Source organism: Mesorhizobium sp. M0664 (genome assembly GCF_040320565.1).
Lineage (GTDB): Bacteria > Pseudomonadota > Alphaproteobacteria > Rhizobiales > Rhizobiaceae > Mesorhizobium.
Map to the genome: position 1 here is coordinate 22,980 of NZ_JAMYPW010000008.1, position 17,904 is coordinate 40,883.

Consider the following 17,904-nt stretch of genomic DNA (forward strand, 5'->3'; position numbering starts at 1 on the left):
GCCAGCCCACCAATGAGCGCCGTTAAGTAAGCAGCGCCTCTTCTTGTAAATGGCTGCCTAATGCGATCCTACCAGACTTGCCGGTCATACCAGTCGTCAATATCCTGCCGAACACGGTCCTTTTCGATACCATATCGTTCCTGGATCTTGCCTTCGAGCTGATCGCGATTGCCAGCGATGCGATCAAGATCATCATCGGTAAGTTTGCCCCACTGTTCCTTGATCTTACCCTTGACCTGCTTCCAGTTTCCTTCGACCCGATTCCAGTCCATGACATATCCTCCATTGTTTTACATAAGGCGAAACGGTCGTCCGGCCTGGGAGTTCCGGGACGAAGACCTCTGATGTTCACGTTTCCAGTTGGGAAGGTGACGGCGCCAATTAGACCTGCTCCATTTTTGGTGGCTTGGCCGTCCTGGGCGAGGCGGGAGTTCGCCAGCTCGATGAGTGATTGTCGCAGCATGATTGCGATCGGCATCGCGCATTTGGGATGGGCGACATAGACCCCGTCCAGAAGATCGAAGGTTTCCACACCGGCAGGCAGAGCTTCCGAGATCATCAACGCAATATGGCCTTTGCGGCCCGCTGATCCGCCCTGAGCTTCCCCAGCCAACCCTGGCTCCAGTTCTTGGTGCGTTTCGATTCCCACAAAATGGCGCCGCATGGCTGGCCGGCCGGTCCGACCACGCGGTGCAGGACATCTCCGCCGAACTCACCCGTGGCAACCGGTTCAATGACGTCCATCGGGAACCGGCTGGCAATGAGGGCTTCCAGCTCGAGCTCCGGCACCTCGCCCTGGAGCTGCTGGGAACCCTGTTCCGCACGGCGCTTCAGCTCCTCAATCTGACGCTGCATGCCGGCGATCTGTTCTTCTTTTTCCGCAACCTTCATCTTAAGGCCGTCTTCGGCTTCCGACCTCGCCTTGACGCGAACGGCGTCCAGTCCTTCCCGGATCTTCCTTTCGATGGTCAGCGCCATCTCGCGCTTTTCGTCGTCGAGCGCACGCTGCTTTTTCAGGAATTCCGCCTGTTGCTGCTGGGCCTCGGTGAGCTTTTCGTCGCGCGCCTTCAACGCCGCCTCCAGCTCGGCAAGCTTCTTATCCTTGTCCTCCAAATCTACCGAAAGCAGCAATTTTGCCTTGCGGGCTTCCTCGCCCGCGATTCCGGCACGCTCAAGCTTTTTCAGCCGGTCGAGCAGAAGCGTCGCCAAACCTGCCTGCCTCTAAGCCGCCGCAACATTGTTGCGCGGGCTGAAACGCCCGCTGTCGCTGCCGTGAGCCAGGATCACGATCCCGAGCGCACCATCTGGAACAGCCAGGAGGCCGTCGATCCCTTCAGACTCGACCCTGATCTCCTCGAAGACGCAGCGTGGTCCGGGCTCTGGCGTGAAGAACACTTGCCACAGGGCATCCTCATCGGACGCCTCAGGTTCGATGATACACCATTACACTGTGGGGCTTCACAGCCAGCATCGGCTTTGCCCGCTCGAAGCGCTATAAGACGCTGACCTTGTGGACCAACGACATTCTAACTGCCGCCCGGCCCATCTGCCAGGCGGCCTGCTTCAAACTGATCGAGGAAGAGCCTCACCATTCTTTCGGCAAGGCTCTGGTTGGCCAGAACCGGGATCTTGACCTGTCGCTGATCAAGCCTGACCGGAATCCAGATTTCCAGCCCGCCATTGCCGCTGCGCGGATCGAACTCCGGACCATAGCGCTCGAATTCGGGCGCGTCCGCTATCTCGTGCCCGGAGGCCGGCAGCCATTTGTTCCAGATCGTGTTGACGGTCCGGCGAATGGTCGAGATGTGCTCTCGATGCGAAAACACAGCATATTTCTGGGCCGGTATGCGCACCCGGCTGAGCTCCCTGGGGAGGTCGGAAAAGTCGCTCACTTCGACACCGGCGATGTAGTCGAAATTGCCGGCATCGTCCCATTCACACAGACGCCGTAGGCGACGTCGCCGGTCTCGCCCCGGATGTTGCCGATATAGGGGCCGAAGCGCTGCCATTGCATCGGAATGGCGGCACTGGTTTCGCAGCTGTAGCGCTCGCTAAGACCGGCAATCAGGAACGGCCGGCTGGTCTCGAAGCGGGGTGGTTGGCAAGAAGGGGTTGGTCCATCAGGTATCGCTTGGCAGTTAACCGTAAGAATGCAGTCGTTTCGGTCAGGATTGGCCCTTAATTTGAGAACCTGGAAGTGCGGAACTGATCGATTGCGGAACCATGTCGTTCAATACCTGTCAGGGCGGCTCAACGTCTACGGCGACACCGCCTTCGATGGAAGCTCGGGATTTGAACATTGTCACCGCCAGGATGGCCGTCAGGACAGTAATGGCCGCGCTCGCCAGGAGGGCGATGCCGGCGGCGCTCGTGTAGGCGTGCTTAGCCGCTTCCAGCAACGCGGCCCCATCGTTCCAGGTCTGCGCGGCCGCCCTCGCAGCACCGATACCACGCAAAGCGGTCTCAGCGGCGGGAGCGGGCACGCCCGCAGGCAGCGCCACGGCAAGCATCTGCCGATAGATGAAACGTCACCAGACTGCCCAGCAAGGCAATGCCAAGCGCGCCACCGAACTCCGAGCAAGTCTCTGATAGCGCCGACGCCGAACCTGACTGATCTTTTGGAGCGGAGCTCACGACGAGATCGGCGACCACCGTGGTCCCCGGCGCGGAACCCACGGCGAACAGCGTGTTCCCGAGGGTGATCAAGATCAGGCTGTGCACCCCGATCGCATAGGCCATCAACGCGAGACCGACGGCGCCCAACATCAGGCCGCTGCCCAACGCATACGCTGGCCGGAGCACCCTCAGGAGAGCCGAGGTCAGAAGAGACCCCACCACGAAGCCGAGTCCCGCAGGAACGCCCCACAGCCCGGCATCGACCGGCGAGAGCCCCAGCACGAGCTGGAGATACTGCGCTACCACCACCAGAATCCCGAAACCCACCAGGAAATCGAGTGCATTGACGCTCAACGCCACTGATAGCGCCGGTAGCCTGAAGAGGCGCAGGTCGAGCAACGGGACTTCCAGCTTCAGTTGGCGGCGCACGAACACGCCCCCGCAGATTAGGCCGACGGCGGCGGCGAGCCCCCCAAGCTGAGCGTCACCTCCCTCCGCGATGTGCTTGATGGCGAAGATGATTGGCAGCACGGTCGCCAAAGTCAAAATCGCACTAACGATATCGATGCGCCCCGCCTTCTTGCTGCGATGCTCGGGCAGCAGCCTTGGGCCAAGGATCAGCAACAGCGCCATGATCGGGACAGGAGCCAGGAAGACCGCGCCCCACCAGAAGCGAGCGATGAGCATGCCGCCCACGACGGGCCCGATCGCCCCGCCGAAGGAGAAGCTCGACACCCAAACGCTCACGGCGAACGTCTTCTCACGCTCGTTCTGAAACATGTTGCCGATGAGCGAGAGCGTCGATGGCGCCATGGTTGCACCAGCGATTCCGAGGAGGCCGCGCGCCACGATCAGCATCGCTGCGCTCTTCGAGAACGCCGCCAGGAGAGACACGACGGCGAAGGCGGCCGATCCGATCAGCAGGAGCCTTCGGCGGCCGATACGGTCGCCCAGAGCTCCCATGATCAGAAGCGCGCCGGCAGCGAGAAATCCGTAGATGTCAACGATCCACAGAAGTTTCGCCGCCGTCGGTTTCAGATCCGTCGTGAGTGACGGGATCGCCAGGTTCAGCACCGTGAGGTCCATCGCGTAGAGGACGCAGGGCAAGGCGAGCACCGCGAGACCAACCCACTCGCGATGGGTCGCCTTGACGCTCGCGTTCTGGGCATCTTGCTGAGTGAGCATCTACGTCCCCTCGCGATCCGAGCTTAGTTTAGGAGAGCGCCGGCGCGGGCCGGCCCGCGAACGCATCAGGTCGTGCCTCTCTTCCTGGAGGGCTTTCTCGACGGCGACTGCCGCATCGGTCGCATGGGTATCGTCGTCCGCGGTTGTAGCGAAAATGATCTCCTTCAGTCCCGCCTCGAGTTGCAGAGCCGCCCGGCAGTCGGAGAGGATTTTCGCCTGCTTGAGCGGCTTTCCTCCTTAGCCTCGAGAGGCGTCAATCTTCTCGGACAGCCAGGTCTTGATAAGGGACTGATAGGGCACGTCGCGCTTGTTCGCCGCGACCTTGATCCGTTCGAGCAGGCTATTGGGCAGCCGCAACGAGATCGAGGTCGACGACGGCTTGAGGTTGGGCAGGCGGACCCGCTCTGCCTTGCTCCAATCGACATGCTCACTGGAGTCGTTGGACTCCCAGAAGGCGCGCTCCTCGGCCTCCGATGCAAAGGTCGGAACCGGCTTAGCTGTCTTGGTCATAGTAGCCTCGCTCCTTGCGGCTCATATCCCGGGCGGAAATCACCCGGATCTTGGTGTCCTTGTCCCGAAGCGTGAAGGTGATGTGCAGCAGCCTTCCATCATCGGTGCGCCCCAGAGCATGAATTCGTTGCTCGATGGCGCTGTGCTTTGCGTCGGGAACGGTCAGCAACGGCTCGTTGAAGAACACCTGTTCCGCCTCGGCCTGGCTGACGTCGTGCTTGTCGATGCTCTTGCGGGCGTTGCCCGCATCCCAGTCGAAGCCGGCAATCCGTTCCCATTCGATCATCAGTGTATATTGCCATAATATACACGGATTTCAAGCTCCGTCAGGCGTGAGCGCTCCGCCCAGCAGATTTGGACAGCGTGGGGAGAGGAAAATGGGGGGCAAGGAAAACCCGCTCGCTGATCGGTCGGACCGGTGGCGCTGACGCTCAACCGCCAGCCTCGCAATCCCGGCCGCGTCGTCCGGCGCAGGGCTGAAAGCCCCGCTTGGCCTGCCGGGCAGGGAAGCTCACCAGGCAGTTGCACCGGCCCGCCCGCTCCGCGGGCCGGGTGATGTCTTCGGAAAGAAGACGAGAAAGGACCGGTGAAAAGGCCGCGTCCGCAACCCTCCAGGAGCATTCCAATGGAACTGAAATTCGTTGATCCGCGCTCGCTCAAGGACAATCCCGACAAGGCGCGCCGTTCCAAGTCCAGCCCGCAGGCCCCCTGCTGCTGGCGACGATCAAGGCTGTTGGCATCGTGCAGCCGCCCGTCGGGTGCGCTCCGGTCGGGACAATCCCGAATACGACATCAGGCTTCTCATGGCTGATGGCAGGATTAAACACGTCAGAGTATTCGGCCGCGTGATAAAGCACGATACCGGTCGACTGGAATGCGTTGGCGCGGTTCAGGACGTGACACAAAGCCGGCTGTTGGCGCAGGCGCAGACAAACTTAGGTCGGAACTCGCCCACCTCACGAGGATAATGAGCCTCGGCGCAATAACGGGCTCGATCGCGCATGAGGTCAATCAGCCTCATTACCAATGCCAGCACGTGCCTTCGCATGCTGGCGGCCGACCCGCCAAACATCGAGGTCGCGCAAGAAACCGCGCGCCGCACCATCCGCGACGGCAATCGTGCGGCGGACGTGATTGCACGATTGCGCGCGCTTTTCAGCAAACGGCCCCCAACGATCGAACCAATTGATCTGAACGAGGCTGCGCGAGAGGTGATTGCACTGTCGTCCGGCGATCTTCAACGAAACCGGGTGGTGCTGCACACCGAGTTCGCCGACGGGCTTCCGCCGGTCGGCGGTGACCGGGTCCAGCTTCAACAGGTAATCATAAACCTGCTGCGGAACGCTTCCGATGCGATGAGCGGCGTCGATGACCGCGCGAAGCAGCTGGTGATCAGAACCGAATTGGACGAAGACGATCACGTGCACCTCTCCGTACAGGACGCCGGCGTTGGTTTCGGGCCGGAAGGAACGGCGCGCCTCTTCGAGGCGTTCTATACAACCAAGAGCGAGGGCATGGGGATCGGGTTGTCCGTCAGCCGCACCATCATAGAGAGCCATAACGGACGCCTGTGGGCTGAACGGAACCGTGGCCCGGGTGCTACGTTCTCATTCTCCATCCCGGAGTACTTCGGGGAAGGGCTTCGCGAGGTCGGCACCGTGCGCGCATCGGCTATGGGCAATGCGCAGAGTTCAGCGGGGATTCGATGAAAGTTGTGCAACCACTCGTGTCTGTCGTCGACGACGATGAATCCGTGCGCGAGTCCCTGCCAGACCTGCTTAGAGCGTTCGGTTTCAACGCGAAGTCGTTCTCCTCGGCGGAAGAGTTTCTAACCTCCGACAATTCGGCAGATAGGCCTCGTTATGCCCGCGGGATCCTGGTCGGCGGGGTCATCGCCGCCGCCGTCGGCAACGATCTGGTGCTGGCGCATTCCCATGATCCGCTCAAGACGGCCTAACCTAAGTCCTGATCCTCACTGGCGGACCGGCGATCTATCTGCTCGGGAGCGCCAACTACATGAAGGCGGTCTATCGTGTGGTCCCGGCATCCCAATGGCGGGCGTTCCTGCCCTGCTGCTCCTGATCCCGTCGCCTACACCGTCGACTTGCTCGCTATGGGCTGGCTGACAGAGCTGGCGCACCCACGCCCGGCAGGCATCGAAGAAACGGTGTCCGGTCCTGTCGGGCGGACCTCATTCGGCAATCGTCGTCGGCAGTAGAGCCAAAGTGTGATCGCGGACCAAACCGGTGCTCATGACCATGTTTACGCTTGGGCCGTATGTGGCTGTTGTCTTTTGATATGGTATCGATAACATGCCTTGCGTGAAGTTGATTCCAACGGGTGGTTCATGAGCGATGCCGGACGCCGCAGAGACCTTGTGCCCGAGTGTCCAGCGTTTTGCTTGGGCACATCGCTGCCGGCTGGTGGACCGGCATGATGGCCAAGGCAGCCTCATCGAGACCGGGCGAGAGCCACGCCCCGACGATGGTCGACGTGGCGCGGCGGGCAGGTGTGTCCACCATGACGGTTTCACGCGCCCTGAAAGAGGGCAGCCTCGTTTCCAAGGCGACGCGGGAAAAGATCATGGTCGCGGTCAACGACCTCGGCTACGTGCTCGACCAATCGGCCGGCAGCCTGTCCTCGCGCAAGACTGGATTTGTTGCCGCGATGGTTCCATCACTCAACAATTCCAACTTCGCCGATACGGCGCGCGGCATAACGGATGAACTGGAGAGCACGGGACTCCAGCTTCTGCTCGGCTACACCGACTATACGGTCGAGAAGGAGGAAAAGCTGATCGAAGCGATGCTCCGTCGGCGGCCCGAAGGCATCATTCTGACCGGCGGCGCCCATACGGAGCGCGCCCGCCGGCTTCTTAAAAACGCGGGCATCCCTGTAGTCGAAACCTGGGAGTTGCCGGCGAAACCCATCGATCAGGTGGTCGGATTCTCCAACGAAGAGGCCATGGGGCTTCTCGTCAAGACGCTGGCCAGAAAAGGCTACAATAAATTCGGTTACATCGGTGGCACGACCTCGCGCGACACGCGCGGCAGCCAACGGCGCGAAGGCTTTGTCAGAGCCATTGAGGAGCTCGGCCTGCCAACCGGGCGCCTCGTTTCCTTTGGCGTGCCGCCGATATCCATCGAGCAGGGAGGCCAGGCCGTCGTCAGCATGCTGGAGCGCTGGCCGGACACGCAAGCCGTACTCTGCGTTTCGGACCTTTCGGCCTTCGGCGCACTGATGGAATGCAAGCGCCGGGGCATGCGGATCCCGCAGGACATCGCCATTGCCGGCTTCGGCGACTACGAGGTAGCCGCCTTTTGCCATCCCGGCATCACCACCGTGAATGTCGACTGCTACGGCATCGGGCAACAGGCCGCCCGCAGATTGATCCAGGTGATCCGAGGCGACGAGAAACGACACGGCGAAGAAATCGTCCTCACAAGCTATCGCGTCGTCGAGCGCGAAAGCACCTGAGCTCCTGCATCGATTCAAACGCAGCGAAGGGCAGCCCAGCAGCGATGTTTCGCGAGACCATCACCCTCACGCATGACGGTGCCTTGAAAGCCGGAGCAGCGCGCGCCGTCACGATGGGCGTCGCAATGTCTCGTGGTCGTCGATGCGAGCGGCGAAGTCCTCGCCAGTCTGCGCATGGATGGCGCGCGGTTCCTCAGCATGCGTACGGCGCAGGCGAAGGCGCGCACCGCAGCGTCAATAAACGCCGCTACTGGCGGCATGGCGTTCGAAGCGGCGCTCTCAGCCGGTATCGCATCGCAGGGCGGCGTGACCAATTTGCCCGGGGGCTTGCCGATCCGCTTCGGCGGACGCCTTGCGGGCGGCATCGGCGTCGGGTCGGGAACTGGCGAGCAGGATTTCGATGTGGCACACGCCGCCTTGGCGGCGGTTGGCGCCGACGTGATTTCATGCGATGTGCCGATGCGCCTCCAGCGCAACCGAAGGATCTTCAGAACGCGATCTGAACCTTCATGGATTTGTTTCGGTCACCGGCGATGTCGAAAGCCGCGACCGCCTCGTCGAGAGGATAGATGCCCGTCAGTAGCGGTTTGACATCCACCCGGCGGCGATTGATCAGGTCGACGGCGATCGCAAACTCCTCGTGGAAACGGAAAGTGCCCCGCATCTCGATCTCTTTCGCGACGACGAGGTTCTGCGGGATCGACAGATCGCCGCCGAGACCGAGCTGCACGAGCACGCCGCGCGGCTTCAGGACATCGAGCCCTGCACGCACCGCGCGTTCATTGCCGGAGGCCTCGAACATCACGTCGAAACTACCCTTGTCGACATTGTAGGCGGCGAGCTCTTCGCTGTTCGTCGCGACATTGATCGTCCGGTCGGCACCGATCTCCAGGGCCTTCGCCAGCACGCCCTCCATGACATCGGTGGCGACGATCTCGCGCGCGCCGTGGGCTCGTGCGGCGAGGATGCAAAGCGCGCCGATCGGCCCGCAGCCGGTGACCAGAACCCGCTTGCCGAGCAGCGAGCCGGCGCGGTTCATGGCATGCAGCGTCACCGCGAAGGGCTCGGCGAAAGCGGCTTCGTTGATGGAGATGTGGTCGGCTATTCTGTGGCACTGCCACGCCTCGGCGATCAGGCGCTGGCGGAAGGCGCCCTGGATGTGCGGCATCGGCATGGCGCTGCCATAGAAGCGCATGTCGAGGCACTGGTTCTGCATGCCTTGCAGGCAGTAGCGACAGGCATTGCAGGCTCGGCTGGGCGAGATCGCCACGCGATCGCCGACCGCAAGTGTGGAGATGCCGTCGCCGAGGGCCCGCACCGTGCCCGCAACCTCATGGCCAAGAATCATGGGTTCACGAAGGCGGATCGCGCCGAAGCCGCCATGGTTGTAATAATGCAGGTCCGAGCCGCAGATGCCGCCAGCCTCGACCGCGATCTCGACCTGTCCGGCGCCAGGGGAGCCCGGATCGGTCTCCTCGATCCGCAGGTCTTTTGCCGCGTGGATGACGATCGACTTCATGATGTGATCCCTTCTCAGACGACCGGTGTCAGCAAAGTCTGTCCGCCGAAATGGGCCGCGAGATTATCGCGAACGAGCTGACCCATGGCCTTGCGGGTTTCCACCGTGCCGCTGGCGTGGTGCGGTTGCAGCACGACGTTGGTAAGCTTCAGGAAGCGCTCGTCGATGGTTGGCTCGTTCCAGAACACGTCGAGCCCGGCACCCTTGATGGCACTGGATTCCAGGGCCGCGAGCAACGCGGTCTCGTCGATCGTGCTGCCGCGCGAAATATTTATGACGATACCGTCTGCTCCGAGCGCTGCCAGGATCGACGCATTAATCATGTGTTTTGTGCTTTCGCCGCCGGCGAGCGTTACGATCAGAAATTCGCTGTCGCGCGCCAGTTCGACCAGATCGCCGACAAAAGCATAAGGAAGATCTTCGCGCTTGCGGTTGTCGAAGTAGGAAATCGTGCAGTCGAATGCAGCGGCGCGCTTCGCCACCGCCGCACCGACGCGGCCCATGCCGACAATGCCCAGCCTTTTTCCACAGACACGCGTGACCAGCCCCATATTGCCCTTGCGCCAGCTTCCATCGCGTACATAGGCGTCGGCCTGCGGGATTTTTCGCGCCACGGCGAGCAGCAGCCCGATCCCGATATCGGCTACGTCCTCCGTTAGAACATCAGGTGTATTGGTGACACGAATGCCGTTCGCACTGGCATAGGCAAGGTCGATGGCGTCGGTGCCGACGCCATAGCAGGAAACGATTTCGAGCTGCGGCAGCTTTCTCATCAGCGCAGCACTTGCGCCAAGCTCGCCGCGCGTAGCTATGGCGCGGATCGCGCCGGCGTGGCTTGAGAGCAACGCGTCCTTGTCCTCGGACTGCCAAAGTTTGTGGACGCGATATTTCGCCTCAAGATCTCCCATGTCCCAATCGGGATAGGGACCTGTCATCAAAATGTCGGTCACGGCGTCGTCTCCTGTGCGAACTCATTTTTCCATTGACTATGTTATCGATAACATTCATGTCAATAGGGACTGGCGGCAGTGCGTTGGAAATCGTGGCCGCTCAGGAAACATTGCTCAGGAGGAGCATTTGGGCAGTTCATTGTTCGATTTGACCGGCATGCGGGCGCTGGTCACCGGCTCGGGACAGGGGATCGGCCTGGCGCTGGCCGAGGGGTTGGCGCAGCACGGCGCCGAAATCGTGCTCAACGGACGCAGCGCCGAAAAGGTCAAAACGGCTGCGGATGCACTGACAGCGAAGGGACACAAGGTCCATAGCGCCGTCTTCGACGTCACCGATCATGCTGCGGTGGCGAACGGCGTCGCGGAGATCGAGACGACGATCGGCGCCATCGATATCCTTATCAACAATGCCGGCATGCAGTTCCGAATGCCGCTCGAGGATTTCCCCGCCGACAAATGGGAGGAACTCTTGCGCACCAACATCTCCAGCGTGTTCTTCGTGGGACAAGCGGTGGCGCGGCACATGATCCCGCGGCGGCGCGGCAAGATCATCAATATCGCCTCGGTGCAAAGCGAACTGGCACGGACGAACATCGCGCCCTATACGGCCACGAAAGGCGCTGTGCGCAACCTGACGCGCGGCATGTGTGCCGATTGGGCGAAGCACGGCTTGCAGATCAATTCCATTGCGCCCGGTTACTTCAAGACGCCGCTCAACCAGGCGCTGGTCGATAATCCCGAGTTTTCAGCCTGGCTGACCAACCGCACACCGGCGGGTCGTTGGGGCGATGTCGGCGAACTGGTCGGCGCGGCGATCTTTCTGGCTGGACCGGCCTCATCCTTTGTCAATGGACACACGCTCTATGTCGATGGCGGCATCACAACCTGCCTCTGAGTCCTGGTCCATCGTCGTGATGGGTGTCAGCGGCTGCGGCAAGACCAGCATTGGCATCGCGATCGCGGCTCGTCTAGGGCTCGCTTTTGTCGAAGGCGACGCGCTGCACCCGCGCGGGAATGTCGAGAAAATGTCGGCGGGCATACCGCTTACCGACGAGGATCGTTGGCCTTGGCTGGACCTGTTGGGCGCAGCCTTGCGCCATGCACATGAGCAAGGACGCGGGCTCGTCGCGAGTTGCTCGGCGCTGAAGAAATCCTATCGCGATCGTCTTCGCGATGGTGCCATTGGGCCCGTGCTTTTCGTATTTTTGGACGGTTCACGTGCGGTGTTGCAAGCCAGGCTCGCCGAGCGCCGCAGCCACTTCTTTCCGCCCGCGCTGCTCGACAGCCAGTTCGCCACACTGGAGCATCCAGGTGACGAGAAGCTGGTGGTCACAGTGGACATCGAGGCGCCTGTCGACACGATTGCCGATAGAGTGTTGCAGGGTCTGGGTGCACTTGGGGTCAGCCCTGTCAGCATCAAGGAAAAAGGCACGTTGAAATGACGCAACCAACAAAAGTCGCCGTTGTCGGTGCCGGCATCATGGGGTCGGCGATCGCCACACGCCTGATCGAGACTGGGCAAGCCGTAACGGTATTCGATCTGGACAAGGTCAAGGTTGCAGCGCTGACTGCAAAGGGTGCTGCTGCCGCCGCGTCGGTGGCCGAAGCAACGCGGGCGAGCAGCTTCGTCATTCTCAGTCTCAACCATGCCGATATCGTGCGTTCGGTGGTGTTCGGCGATGCAGGTGTCGCTGCTGCGGCGTCGTCGGAGAAGCTGCTGATCGATATGTCTTCGATCGATCCCGTCGACACCGCGCAGATGGCCGGGAAGCTGTCTGCCGAGACCGGCATGAAATGGCTCGACTGCCCGCTTTCGGGCGGCGTTCCCGGCGCGCTGGCCGGCAGGCTGACCGTCATGGCGGGTGGCGAGGCTGAAGACTTCGAACAGGCGCGCACGGTGATGCGGCATCTCTGCGCCAACTACACTCTCATGGGCCCAAGTGGGGCAGGGCAGACGACCAAGCTGATCAACCAGCTGTTCTGCGCCGTACTGTTCCAGGCTGTCGCCGAAGCCGTGAAGCTTGCCGAAGCCGGCGGCGTAGACCCGAAGGCAATCCCCGCTGCACTCAAGGGCGGGCGGGCCGACTCCAGCATCATGCAGGAGTTCATGGCAAAATTCGCTGCCCGGGATTTTTCAGCCACCGGCCGCATCGACAACATGCTGAAGGATCTGGATTCGCTGCAGGCCTTCGCGCTGAAAACCAAGACGCCGATGCCGATGACCGGGCAGGTGGTCGAGATCCATCGCCTGCTCTGCGCCGCTGGATTGGGGCCGAACGATTCGGCCGAGACGATGCGTCTGCTCGACGGCAAGACCAGCTGATCCGTTGGCCTTATTCTTTGATGCTTGACGGTTAGAAATGTTATCGATAACATCATTTGGGCGATCTCGGGAGGAACGCATTGTGACCGAGCAAAAACTGATCGAGTTCAAGTCAATTACGAAGGAGTTCGGCGGCACCCGCGCGCTCTCCGACGTGACGCTTGATCTGCACAAGGGCGAGATCCTGGCGCTGCTCGGCGAGAATGGCGCCGGCAAGTCGACGCTGATCAAGACGCTCGCCGGCATCTATCGGCCGGATGGCGGCCAAATCCGGTTTCGCGGCGAGCCCTACCATCATCGCCCGCCGCGGCCGAACCAGCGCCAGCCCGTCGCCTTCATTCACCAGGATCTCGGTCTTATCGAATGGATGACGGTCGGCGAGAATGTCGGCCTGGCCCAGGGCTTTTCGCTGCGCTCCGGGCTCATCGACTGGCGATCGACGGAGGCGAGGGCGCATGAGGCGTTAAAGCTGGTCGGCTGTGACTTCGACCCGACGACACGCGTTCAGGATCTGACGCGTACAGAAAAATCGCTGGTCGCCATCGCTCGCGCCTTGGCTACCGAGGCCGATGTGCTGGTGCTCGACGAGCCGACCGCCAGCCTTCCCGCCGACGAGGTCGAGCGGCTGTTCGACGCCATCCGTCCGCTCAAGCAGCGCGGCGTCGGCATGATCTATGTCTCGCACCGCCTGGATGAAATTTTCCGCATCGCCGACCGCGTCGCCGTGCTGCGCGACGGCAGGCTGGTCGGCGAGAAGAAAGTCGCCGACACAAAACCGGACGAACTGGTCGAGATGATCGTCGGCCGTCCGGTCAGCCAGGTTTTCAGCAAGGCTCAAACGCAGGCCGGCGAGACGATCTGTGCTGTCCGCGACCTTGTCTGCGCCGGTGCCGGCCCGGTGTCTTTCGACGTGCGCAAGGGTGAGTTGCTCGGCCTGGTCGGCCTGCGCGGCGCCGGGCAGGAACTGGTTGGCCGGGCGCTGTTTGGCTGCCAGGCCTTTTCCGGCACGGTGACGATCCGCGGGGCTGTGCCGGACCTGTCCAGCCCGATCGCGGCGATGTCGTCCGGCATCGGCCTGATCGCGCGCGACAGGACCGAAGAATCAATCGCTGGATCCTTGTCGATCCGTGAGAACAGTTTCCTCAATCCCGGCGCCGGCAAGCGCGGCCTGTTTTCCTTCCTTGCGCCTCACAAGGAGGCTGCGCTGGCGCAGGCGATCGGCAGTTCCGTCGGGCTGCGCCCCAACGATCCAAACCTGCCGATAGAGGCGCTGTCGGGTGGCAACCAGCAAAAGGTGGTCGTCGGGCGCTGGCTGCACACCGGGCGTACATTGCTGATCGCCGAGGATCCGACGGCCGGCGTCGATGTCGGCGCCAAGGCTGAGGTCTACCGGCTGATCGGCCGCGCGCTTGAAGCCGGCCTCGCCGTCGTCGTGGTGTCGACCGATTTCGAGGAGATTGCCCACATCTGCCACCGCGCTTTGGTGTTTTCGCGAGGACAGATCGTTCGCGAACTCACCGGCAAAGACCTCACCACATCCGCCGTGATCACCGCGGCATCGGCTTCCGAAGCCGCCTGATCTTTCTGGGAGCGAACTCATGCAATCGATCGAATCCAGCGCCCTCGAACCGACCCGCGGCGAGATGGCTGATTTGTCCATGGCGCAGAAGGTCATCCGGCTGCTGCCGGTCTACGGGCTGGTTATCCTGACGGTGTTGCTGATCCTGTTGTTTTCGATCCTGCTGCCGAACACGTTCCCGACGCTGCTTAACCTGCGCTCGATCATCTCCGACAAGGCGATTATTGCGCTGTTGTCGCTGGCGGCGATGATCCCGATGGCGTCGGGACGCATCGACCTCACCGTCGGCTACGGCATTGTGCTGTGGCACATCCTGGCCATCAGTCTGCAGACCATGTTCGGCATTCCGTGGCCGCTGGCAGTGATGATAGTGCTGGTTCTCGGCGCCGCGACCGGCTTCCTCAACGGCCTGCTGGTCGAAGTCGCCCGCATCGACTCTTTCATCGCCACGCTGGGCACCGGCACCGTGCTCTATTCCTTGGCGCTTTGGCACACTGGCGGCCGGCAGGTTGTCGGCGTGTTGCCCAACGGCTTCTACGCGCTCAACGGCACGATGGTGTTCGGGCTGCCGATCACCGGCCTCTACGTGCTTGGCATCGCCGTCGCACTGTGGATCATTCTCGAATATCTGCCGATCGGCCGCTACGTTTATGCCATCGGCGCCAACCCGAAGGCGGCTGCTCTCAATGGCATTCCGGTGCGCCGCTTCGTCATTGGGGCGTTCATCTCCTCGGGCTTCCTGACGGCGCTGACAGGAGTGTTGCTCGCCTCCAAGCTTCGCATTGGCCAAGCCAGCGTCGGACTGGAGTATCTGCTGCCGGCTCTCGTCGGCGCCTTTCTCGGCTCGACCACGATCAAGCCTGGACGAGTCAACGTCTGGGGCACGATGACGGGCGTCATCATCCTGGCGGTCGGCATTTCCGGCATCCAGCAGTTCGGCGGCTCGTTCTTCGTCGAGCCATTGTTCAACGGCGTCACGCTGCTCGTCGCCATAGGCATTGCCGGCTACGCCCAGCGCAAGCGCGGCGCAGCGCAAACAAACAGGACCAAGACCGTCGCGCAGCCCTCGAAGTGACAAATCGAGCCAAACCCGTGGATCATGGAATGAACGACTACGAGGTTCTCGACGATCGGTTCGGCAAGCTGATGATCGGGCATGCCAAGCTCGAACGGCTATGGACCGGTAGCCGTTGGGCGGAAGGACCGGTGTATGTCCCCGCCGCAAGGCATTTGCTGTGGTCGGACATCCCGAACGATCGGCTGCTGCGCTACGACGAAAGCGATGGTTCCGTCAGCATCTTCGAGGCCCATTGTAACTACCAGAACGGCCACACACTCGACCGCGAAGGCCGCGTCGTTGCTTGCGAGCATGGCGGGCGCCGTGTCTCCCGGCTCGAGCATGACGGGCGTTGGCAGACGCTTGTCGAAACCGTTGCAGGCAAGCGGTTCAATTCACCCAATGACGTGGTGGTCAAATCCGACGGTACGATCTGGTTCACCGACCCGGTCTACGGCATCGAAAGCCACTACGAGGGCAAGATCGCCAGAGCGGAGATCGGCGGCTCCCATGTCTACCGGTTCGACGAGCTTTCGGGTGAGGTGAGCGCCGTTCTCACCGACATGGTGCAGCCGAACGGCCTGGCTTTTTCGCCCGACGAGACGATCCTCTATGTCTCGGACAGCGGCGCCAGCCATGTGCCCGGCCTGCCGCGCGCGATCAAGGCCTATGACCTTGCCGCCGATGGCCGCTCGGCGCTTGCAGGCGGCATCTTCGCCGAGTGCGGGGCAGGCCTCTTCGATGGTTTTCGCGTCGATCGCGACGGCAACATCTGGGCCTCCAGCGCCGACTCGGTGCGCGTCCTTGCGCCGGACGGAACCCTGATCGGCCGTATCCTGGTTCCCGAGCTCGTTTCCAATGTCTGTTTCGGCGGTCCCAAGCGCAACCGCCTCTACATCACCGCTCAGACATCCCTCTACGCCATCTACGTCAACGCACATCCGGCCGGTGTTGGTCCGGTGGCGGGCGACATCAGCCGGTGACATGTCGCCAACTCCAATCGAAAGCCGAGTTTGAAAGACCATGCAATTTCTTGAAACCAAGGGAGGTACCAACATGCAACGCAGAACATTCCTGAAATCATCCGTCGCCTTGATGGCCATGACAATCGCTGCTCCTGTCCTGTTCGCCGGCCAGGCACGGGCGGACGCCACAGCCGACGCCATGGCGGTGGTCCAGAAATATGCGCAGAAGGTCACGGCCTGGGATGGCCCGACCACCGGTCCGAAGGCGCAGCAAGGCAAGACGATCGTCGTGCTCGCCGGCGACCTCAAGAACGGCGGCATCCTGGGCGTCACCAACGGCGTCGAGGAAGCAGCCAAGGCGATCGGCTGGGACGTCAAGGTGATTGACGGCGCCGGCTCGATCGGCGGCCGCACCGCTGCCTTCGGCCAAGCCATGGCGTTGAAGCCGAATGGGATCGTCATCAACGGTTTTGACGCGGTCGAGCAGGCGCCGGCGCTGGAACAGGCCAAGGCCGCAGGTATCCCGTTGGTCTCCTGGCATGCCGGACCGGTGATCGGGCCCGACGAGAAAAGCGGCGTGTTCGCCAACGTGTCGACGGATGCCATGCAAGTCTCCACGGCCGCGGCCGACTGGGCCTACGCCGATGCCAAGGGCAAGCCCGGCGTCGTCATCTTCACCGATTCGACCTATGCCATCGCCATCGCCAAAGCCGACAAGATGAAGGCGGAGATCGAGCGGCTGGGCGGCAAGGTGCTCGAATATGTCGACACGCCGATCGCCGAGACTTCGCAGCGCATGCCGCAGCTGACCACTTCGCTGCTGCAGAAATACGGCGATGCCTGGACGCATTCGCTGGCGATCAACGATCTCTATTTCGACTTCATGGGACCCTCACTTGCCGCCGCCGGCAAAGCCGGTACCGACGCGCCGATCAATGTCGCCGCCGGCGACGGTTCGGAATCGGCCTATCAGCGCATTCGCGCCGGTCAGTTCCAGAAGGTGACCGTCGCCGAACCGCTCAACTTGCAGGGCTGGCAATTGGTCGACGAGCTGAACCGCGCCATCGCTGGCGAAAAATGGTCGGGCTATCTGTCGCCGCTGCATGTGGTGACGGCAGACAATGTCGAGTTCGACGGTGGGCCGAATAACGCATTCGACCCCGGCAATGGCTACCGCGACGCATACAAGAAGATCTGGGGCAAGTAGGAGCCCGGCGATGCGGGCGCAATACGCGATGCGCCCGCATCTCATTCGCACGACAAATCCACGGATTGCACCGCGACCTGCCCTTGCCGGCCGGCGGCCATCCCAAGCGCAGAAATCAGGAAACCCTCGCCATGATCATTCGCTACGCCCTGTTCGAAGGCGAAATCCACCCCGGACGCGAGAGCGAATTCCGGCGCTTTGTCAGGGAAAGGCTAGTGCCGTTGTGGACGCAATTCCCTGGAGCCGAGGAGGTGCGCGTTCTGGATGGCACGGCACGGGATGAGGGCGCCCCCGTCTATGCCATGGCGCTCGCCATCCGTTATCCCGACATGGACGCCTGCAACAAGGCGCTGCATTCCGACGTTCGCTTTCAGAGCCGCGATGTGACCGGAGAGCTGCTCAAGATGTTCACCGGCCGTGTGCATCACCATGTTTTCGAGGCCAACGAGTTTCCAACCGCTCGATAGGATGATCAAAAAAGCTTCACACGACATCGCCGACGCACGTCCAAAACTG

General features: G+C 62.0%; 15 protein-coding genes and 6 pseudogenes. 13 read left to right on the forward strand and 8 right to left on the reverse strand.

The window, feature by feature from the left end; translation table 11 throughout:
• Nucleotides 1-68 precede the first annotated feature (68 nt).
• The gene (locus tag NKI39_RS11555) at nt 69-272 is read right to left on the reverse strand and encodes a CsbD family protein (RefSeq protein ID WP_352478587.1); all 204 of its coding nucleotides are present in this window, start codon (nt 270-272) and stop codon (nt 69-71) included.
• Between the two features lie 125 nt (nt 273-397).
• Nucleotides 398-1,179 (reverse strand): annotated as a pseudogene (locus tag NKI39_RS11560) (DUF2130 domain-containing protein); the annotation flags it as partial.
• Between the two features lie 290 nt (nt 1,180-1,469).
• Here NKI39_RS11560 and NKI39_RS11565 point away from each other — a divergent pair.
• Nucleotides 1,470-1,637, forward strand: a pseudogene (locus NKI39_RS11565) (MarR family transcriptional regulator); the annotation flags it as partial.
• Nucleotides 1,638-1,649: 12 nt separating this feature from the next.
• Here NKI39_RS11565 and NKI39_RS11570 read toward each other — a convergent pair.
• From NKI39_RS11570 to NKI39_RS11590, 4 genes and pseudogenes are all read right to left on the reverse strand, one after another.
• Nucleotides 1,650-2,101, reverse strand: a pseudogene (locus tag NKI39_RS11570) (GyrI-like domain-containing protein); the annotation flags it as partial.
• Nucleotides 2,102-2,240: 139 nt separating this feature from the next.
• Nucleotides 2,241-3,801, reverse strand: a pseudogene (locus NKI39_RS11580) (MFS transporter).
• 237 nt (nt 3,802-4,038) lie between these two features.
• Nucleotides 4,039-4,311, reverse strand: coding sequence for a BrnA antitoxin family protein (locus tag NKI39_RS11585; protein ID WP_352474883.1), 273 nt, complete (start codon nt 4,309-4,311; stop codon nt 4,039-4,041).
• Nucleotides 4,295-4,597 carry a BrnT family toxin gene (locus tag NKI39_RS11590; RefSeq protein ID WP_352474884.1) on the reverse strand — a complete coding sequence of 101 codons (303 nt, stop codon included), beginning with the start codon at nt 4,595-4,597 and terminating at the stop codon, nt 4,295-4,297. Before NKI39_RS11590 ends, NKI39_RS11585 begins: the two co-directional genes overlap by 17 nt.
• 760 nt (nt 4,598-5,357) lie before the next feature.
• Here NKI39_RS11590 and NKI39_RS11595 point away from each other — a divergent pair.
• From NKI39_RS11595 to NKI39_RS34280, 4 genes and pseudogenes are all read left to right on the forward strand, one after another.
• A complete protein-coding gene (locus NKI39_RS11595; protein ID WP_352771281.1) occupies nt 5,358-6,020 on the forward strand; it encodes a sensor histidine kinase in 663 nt (220 codons plus the stop codon).
• Nucleotides 6,017-6,148, forward strand: a pseudogene (locus NKI39_RS11600) (DNA-binding response regulator); the annotation flags it as partial. The gene NKI39_RS11595 and the pseudogene NKI39_RS11600, both read left to right, overlap by 4 nt.
• 647 nt (nt 6,149-6,795) lie before the next feature.
• Nucleotides 6,796-7,788, forward strand: coding sequence for a LacI family DNA-binding transcriptional regulator (locus NKI39_RS11605; protein ID WP_352474894.1), 993 nt, complete (start codon nt 6,796-6,798; stop codon nt 7,786-7,788).
• Nucleotides 7,789-7,832: 44 nt separating this feature from the next.
• Nucleotides 7,833-8,232, forward strand: a pseudogene (locus tag NKI39_RS34280) (GlcG/HbpS family heme-binding protein); the annotation flags it as partial.
• A gap of 43 nt (nt 8,233-8,275) precedes the next feature.
• Here the strand turns inward: NKI39_RS34280 and NKI39_RS11615 are convergent.
• A complete protein-coding gene (locus NKI39_RS11615; RefSeq protein ID WP_352831889.1) occupies nt 8,276-9,307 on the reverse strand; it encodes an L-idonate 5-dehydrogenase in 1,032 nt (343 codons plus the stop codon).
• Nucleotides 9,308-9,321: 14 nt separating this feature from the next.
• Complete coding sequence (locus NKI39_RS11620) at nt 9,322-10,242, reverse strand: 2-hydroxyacid dehydrogenase (protein ID WP_352831987.1); 921 nt, start codon at nt 10,240-10,242, stop codon at nt 9,322-9,324.
• Between the two features lie 172 nt (nt 10,243-10,414).
• Here NKI39_RS11620 and NKI39_RS11625 point away from each other — a divergent pair, with 172 nt between their 5' ends.
• From NKI39_RS11625 to NKI39_RS11660, 8 genes are all read left to right on the forward strand, one after another.
• Complete coding sequence (locus tag NKI39_RS11625) at nt 10,415-11,152, forward strand: SDR family oxidoreductase (protein WP_352831989.1); 738 nt, start codon at nt 10,415-10,417, stop codon at nt 11,150-11,152.
• Complete coding sequence (locus NKI39_RS11630) at nt 11,121-11,699, forward strand: gluconokinase (RefSeq protein ID WP_352831890.1); 579 nt, start codon at nt 11,121-11,123, stop codon at nt 11,697-11,699. Before NKI39_RS11625 ends, NKI39_RS11630 begins: the two co-directional genes overlap by 32 nt.
• Nucleotides 11,696-12,580 carry an NAD(P)-dependent oxidoreductase gene (locus NKI39_RS11635; protein ID WP_352831892.1) on the forward strand — a complete coding sequence of 295 codons (885 nt, stop codon included), beginning with the start codon at nt 11,696-11,698 and terminating at the stop codon, nt 12,578-12,580. Before NKI39_RS11630 ends, NKI39_RS11635 begins: the two co-directional genes overlap by 4 nt.
• Nucleotides 12,581-12,617: 37 nt before the next feature.
• Nucleotides 12,618-14,159, forward strand: a complete 1,542-nt coding sequence (locus NKI39_RS11640; protein WP_502898562.1) for a sugar ABC transporter ATP-binding protein — start codon at nt 12,618-12,620, stop codon at nt 14,157-14,159.
• A gap of 19 nt (nt 14,160-14,178) precedes the next feature.
• Complete coding sequence (locus NKI39_RS11645) at nt 14,179-15,234, forward strand: ABC transporter permease (RefSeq protein WP_352831895.1); 1,056 nt, start codon at nt 14,179-14,181, stop codon at nt 15,232-15,234.
• A gap of 29 nt (nt 15,235-15,263) precedes the next feature.
• The gene (locus NKI39_RS11650) at nt 15,264-16,199 is read left to right on the forward strand and encodes an SMP-30/gluconolactonase/LRE family protein (protein WP_352831897.1); all 936 of its coding nucleotides are present in this window, start codon (nt 15,264-15,266) and stop codon (nt 16,197-16,199) included.
• A gap of 73 nt (nt 16,200-16,272) precedes the next feature.
• Nucleotides 16,273-17,388: an ABC transporter substrate-binding protein gene (locus NKI39_RS11655; RefSeq protein ID WP_352450614.1), complete on the forward strand. Its 1,116-nt coding sequence runs from the start codon at nt 16,273-16,275 to the stop codon at nt 17,386-17,388.
• 131 nt (nt 17,389-17,519) lie between these two features.
• Nucleotides 17,520-17,855 (forward strand): hypothetical protein, encoded by a 336-nt coding sequence (locus tag NKI39_RS11660; RefSeq protein WP_352474892.1) that lies wholly within the window; start codon nt 17,520-17,522, stop codon nt 17,853-17,855.
• The last annotated feature ends 49 nt before the right edge of the window (nt 17,856-17,904 follow it).